This window comes from Mycobacterium sp. 852002-10029_SCH5224772, from assembly GCF_001667315.1.
Classification (GTDB): Bacteria; Actinomycetota; Actinomycetes; order Mycobacteriales; family Mycobacteriaceae; genus Mycobacterium.
In genome coordinates this window covers 1-4,709 of record NZ_LZHT01000126.1, presented here as the reverse complement: position 1 = coordinate 4,709, position 4,709 = coordinate 1, and the positions used below count along the sequence as shown (strand labels likewise).

Genomic DNA, 4,709 nt, shown 5'->3' with positions numbered 1-4,709 from the left:
GCCGATCTCCACCCCGTTATAAGTCACCTTCGACCCCGGATCCATCACCAACCCGGCCCGCGACGCCACCATGGTCAGGTTGGTCTTGGGGGTGAAGTCTCCCCGGAACTGGCCGTAGACAAGTCCGACGACCAGCGCGGCGATCACCAGGCCCGCCAACCCGACCCACTTGTAGGGCGGGTTCCGCGGGGCGTTGCTCTGGATGGGTGCTGGCATGGCGGTTACACCGTGAGCGCGAAGTTGGGGTTGACGCCATAGAGCGCCAACGCGGCGGCCAACACAACGACCTGCACCGACACCAGCGAGAAACGCATCGATCGACCGACCGCCTCACCCACGCCGACCGGCCCGCCGCCGGCGTTGTAGCCGTAGAAGCAGTGGGTGATCATGACGACCGCGGTGATGATGATGGCCTCCAGGAACGACCAGAAGACGTCGTCGGGGCGCAGGAAAGTCCGGAAGTAGTGCTCGTAGGTGCCGTTGGATTGTCCGTAAAGCACCGTCGTGGTGATCTGCGGTGACAGGAACGACATGATCATCGCGAGCGAGTAGAGCGGGATGATCACCACCAGCCCGGCCATGATCCGGGTGGTCGCCAAGAACGAAATCGACTTGATACCCATCACTTCCAGGGCATCGATCTCTTCGCTGATGCGCATGGCGCCCAGCTCGGCGGTCGCGCCGGCGCCGACCGTGGCGGCCATCGCGATGCCGGTGACGACGGGCGCGGCGATGCGCACGTTGATCAGCGCGGCGAAGAATCCGGTGAACGCCTCGACACCGATATTTCCCAGCGACGCGAACCCCTGGATGGCGACTAGGGAGCTACCGGACAGCGTCACGAAGCCGACGATGGCGACGGTGCCGCCGATGACGGCCATGGCGCCGGTGCCCATGCCGATCTGGGCGATCAGCCGCAGGGTTTCTTTGCGGTAGTTGCGCAGCGCGTGCGGCATGTGCGCCAGGGCCACACCACCGAACCACGCCATCTGACCGATGTCGTCGAGCCCGCGAGCCGCGGCAAGGCCGTAGCGGTTGAGATTCTCTGTGGCCCGCGGGAAGCGCGAGCGAAAGATAGCGGTGGTCGACATGTCAGTGCCCCGTCCCGAATCGCACGCCGATCGTGGTCAGCACCACGTTGACTGCGTAAAGCGCGACGACGCAGAGCACGACGGTCTCGTTGACGGCGGTGCCGAGGCCCTTGGAGCCGCCGCGCACGGTCAGCCCACGGAAGCACCCGACCAGTCCGGCGATCAGGCCGAAGATCGCGGCCTTGACCGTCGCGATGACGACCTCGGGCAGGCCGGTGATCGTGGTCAGGGTGGCCAGGTACGCGCCGCCCGACACGTTCTGCAAATAGACGCCGAACAGGTAGCCGCCAACCAGACCGACGGTAATCACCAGGCCGTTGAGCAAGGTAGCGACCAGGGTCGCGGCTATCACCCGGGGCACCACCAGCCGATGGATCGGGTCGATGCCGAGCACCTCCATCGCGTCGATCTCTTCGCGGATGGTGCGCGCGCCCAGGTCGGCGCAGATCGCCGTCGAGCCGGCGCCGGCGACCACCAGCACCGTGGTCAGCGGGCCGAGCTGGGTGACGGCGCCGATCGCCGCGCCGGCGCCGGATAGGTCAGCGGCCCCGAACTGCGCCAGCAACACGTTGAGGGTGAAGATCAGCAGAACGGTCAGCGGGATCGAGACCATGATGGTCGGCAAGAACGCCACCCTCATGATGAACCAGCACTGCTGGACGAATTCGCGCCATTGGAACGGCCAACGGAATAGGGCTTTTCCGGTCAGCACGCACATCCGGAAGAACCCGCCGATAAGCTCCAGCGGGGTTTGCAGTTGATCGCGCACATAGCTGACCAGGTAGGGACCCCGTCGACTCGTCGACGTTGAAGTCACCGCTGCCCCCTCTGGCCGTCACCGCGTACCTCCCGGCACCGCGGCGGATCGTGTCGCACGCCTCCTCCTCGCCCCGGCTTGATGTCTGTGACCATCGGCTCCCTACTGGCAAGTAGTAACGGAGACCACAGGAATGTACCCGATGGCCAAGCACGTGTGAACCGCATCTGCACAATTAACCCTTCGCCAACAACCGGCAAACGTTACAGTCCCTGTCAAATTTTTCCTCTGGTCCTAAAACCTCTTGCCCTAGAATGGATTTAGTCGATTTTTGCGACTCCGTAACGGATTCGCAGTTCAGTCTTGAGTACCTTGCCGGCCGGGTTGCGCGGCAGCGCGTCGACGATCTCGATTGCCTTGGGGTGCTTGTAGCGCGCCAGCCGCTCGGTCAGGAACTCGTCCAACTCCTCGAGCCGCAAATCGTCGCCCGCGACGGCGGCGACCGCGATCGGCACCTCGCCCCACTTGTCGTGGGTCCGGCCGATGACGGCGACTTCGACGATGCTGGGATGGCTGGCCAGGACGTTCTCCACCTCGGCGCAGTAGATGTTCTCGCCACCGGAGATGATCATGTCCTTCTTGCGGTCGACCACCCACACGTAGCCGTCGGAATCCATGCGGACCAGGTCGCCGGAGTGGAACCAGCCGCCGGCGAACGCTTCCGCCGTCGCCTCCGGGTTGTTCCAATAACCATTCATCAAAGTTGGTGCGCGGTAAACGATTTCGCCGACCTCACCGATGGGCACGTCGTTCATGTTCTCGTCGACGACTCGCGCGGCCACCGTGGGGATCACCTTGCCGACCGAGCCGCGCTTACGGATGGCGTCTTCGCCGAGCAGCATGCAGGTGACCGGCGACATCTCCGTCTGGCCGAACGCGGCCAGGATCTGGGTACCGGGGAACCTCGCCGACATCTCCCGCAGCAGTGCGTCGGGCGCCGGTGCGGCGCCCCACGAGATCACCCGCAGTTTCAGGTCACGCGGGCGCGCCTTTTGCTCGGCGCAGACCGCCTGCCACTGCGCGGGAACCAGAAAAATCCCGGTGACCTTTTCTGCGGCAAGCACATCGAGGAGTTGCCCGGGCTCGAACGCGCCGAGCGGGTAGATGACCGTGGGGATGCCGAGCAGCACCCCGGTCAGCATGTTGCCGATGCCCGCGATGTGGAAGAACGGCACCCCGATGAACCCGACGTCGCTGTTGATGTCGGCGCCGTTGGTGTACAGCCCGGTCATCGTCTGGCCGGTCAAGTTGGTGTGGGTGAGCACGGCGCCCTTCGGGCGGCCGGTGGTGCCCGACGTGTACATGATCAACGCAGGCGAGTCGTTCGGGATGTCGACGGGGTGGTGCGACTGTCCGGTCTCGTCGATGAGGTCTTCGTAACCCAGCACGTTCTCGTCGGTCGGACCGCCGGCCACCACGATCGTGCCGAGCAGCGCCTCGATGCCGCGCACCCCGGTGGCCACCGGGGCGAGCACCGATTCGGTGATGATCACGCGCGCTTCGCAGTCCTCGACGAGAAAGGCGATCTCGGCGGCGGTGAGCCGGAAGTTCAGCGGCACGGCGATGGCGCCGAGCATGTTGATGGCCAGCACCGACTCGACGAACTCGGTGCGGTTGAGCATCAGGATCATGACCCGGTCGCCGAAGCCGACACCCCGGCGGCTCAGCGCGTCGGCCAGCGCCGCCACCCGGCCGCGCAGCTCGCCCCACGTCAGGCTCTTGCCCAGGTACCTCAGCGCCGTCGCGTTCGGCTGCATGAGCGCGTGCCGCTCGAGTTGGTTCACCCAGTTTTGCCGCCGGGCCAGGTACGGCTGCTCGTTCGCCTGTGTCAGATGGTTTGCCAATTGCGCGGTCAAACTCAGCACTTCCCTTCACTCGCGCACCGCTTGCGCCAGGTTGATATTTGATAAAACATAGTGTTGTGTGGGTCACACTATGGCTTTGACGGTCCACTGACAAGTCCTCGACAAGCCCCCATCACGACCTTCCAAAACTTCAACTTCGTCCCGCCAAGCCACTGAAAGCCCTGGCAGCCCCTGTGAACGCACCGATGTCTATGCAGCCGAGGAGCCGGCGGCCGCTGCGGCGGGCTCAGTTGTCCGACGAGGTCGCGGGCCATCTGCGGGCCTCCATCATGTCCGGCGCGCTTCGGCCCGGAACGTTCATCCGGCTCGATGAGACCGCGGCCCAGCTCGGGGTCAGCGTGACGCCGGTGCGGGAGGCCCTGCTGAAGCTGCGCGGTGAGGGCATGGTGCAGCTCGAACCCCACCGCGGTCACGTCGTGTTGCCGCTCACCCGCCAAGACATCGAGGACATCTTCTGGCTGCAGGCCTCGATCGCCAAGGAGTTGGCCGCCGCGGCCACCAACCACATCACCGACGCCGAGATCGACGAATTGGACCGCATCAACGATTCGCTCGCCGCGGCCGTCGGGTCCAGCGACGCCGAGACCATCGCCGGTATCGAGTTCGCGTTTCACCGTGTCTTCAACCAGGCCAGCGGCCGTATCAAGCTGGCGTGGTTCCTGCTCAACGCCGCCCGCTACATGCCGGTGCTGGTGTACGCCGCCGATCCGCATTGGGGCAAGGCCGCCGTCGACAACCATCGGAAGCTGATTGCCGCGCTGCGCCATCGCGACACCGCGGCGGTGATCGAGCACACCGTGTGGCAGTTCACCGACGCGGCGGCCCGCCTGACCGAGATGCGCGGCGAAGCCGGGCGAAGCGGGTCGCCGCCATCCAGCTAGCGGCGATCGGGAGCGCGGCGAAGCCGGGCGAACCGGGTCGCCGCCATCCAGCTAG

At 65.5% G+C, this 4,709-nt stretch carries 4 protein-coding genes and 1 pseudogene; 1 reads left to right on the top strand and 4 read right to left on the bottom strand.

The genetic code is table 11. The features are described from left to right. The 4 genes and pseudogenes from A5775_RS21940 to fadD5 all read right to left on the bottom strand — a co-directional run. Positions 1-216 (bottom strand): annotated as a pseudogene (locus A5775_RS21940) (MCE-family protein MCE1A); the annotation flags it as partial. Positions 217-221: 5 nt separating this feature from the next. Then, positions 222-1,091 (bottom strand): ABC transporter permease, encoded by an 870-nt coding sequence (locus tag A5775_RS21935; protein WP_067257051.1) that lies wholly within the window; start codon positions 1,089-1,091, stop codon positions 222-224. Between the two features lies 1 nt (position 1,092). Next, positions 1,093-1,908: an ABC transporter permease gene (locus A5775_RS21930; protein ID WP_067257049.1), complete on the bottom strand. Its 816-nt coding sequence runs from the start codon at positions 1,906-1,908 to the stop codon at positions 1,093-1,095. A gap of 260 nt (positions 1,909-2,168) precedes the next feature. Next, positions 2,169-3,764: a fatty-acid--CoA ligase FadD5 gene (gene fadD5 / locus A5775_RS21925; protein WP_067257053.1), complete on the bottom strand. Its 1,596-nt coding sequence runs from the start codon at positions 3,762-3,764 to the stop codon at positions 2,169-2,171. Between the two features lie 194 nt (positions 3,765-3,958). Here fadD5 and A5775_RS21920 point away from each other — a divergent pair, with 194 nt between their 5' ends. After that, positions 3,959-4,654 (top strand): GntR family transcriptional regulator, encoded by a 696-nt coding sequence (locus tag A5775_RS21920; protein ID WP_197512836.1) that lies wholly within the window; start codon positions 3,959-3,961, stop codon positions 4,652-4,654. The last annotated feature ends 55 nt before the right edge of the window (positions 4,655-4,709 follow it).

Excerpts from the sequence above, each read along its gene's own strand:
- A5775_RS21920 (WP_197512836.1), top strand. The coding sequence starts at position 3,959 with ATGTCTATGCAGCCGAGGAGCCGGCGGCCGCTGCGGCGGGCTCAGTTG.
- A5775_RS21935 (WP_067257051.1), bottom strand. The coding sequence starts at position 1,091 with ATGTCGACCACCGCTATCTTTCGCTCGCGCTTCCCGCGGGCCACAGAG.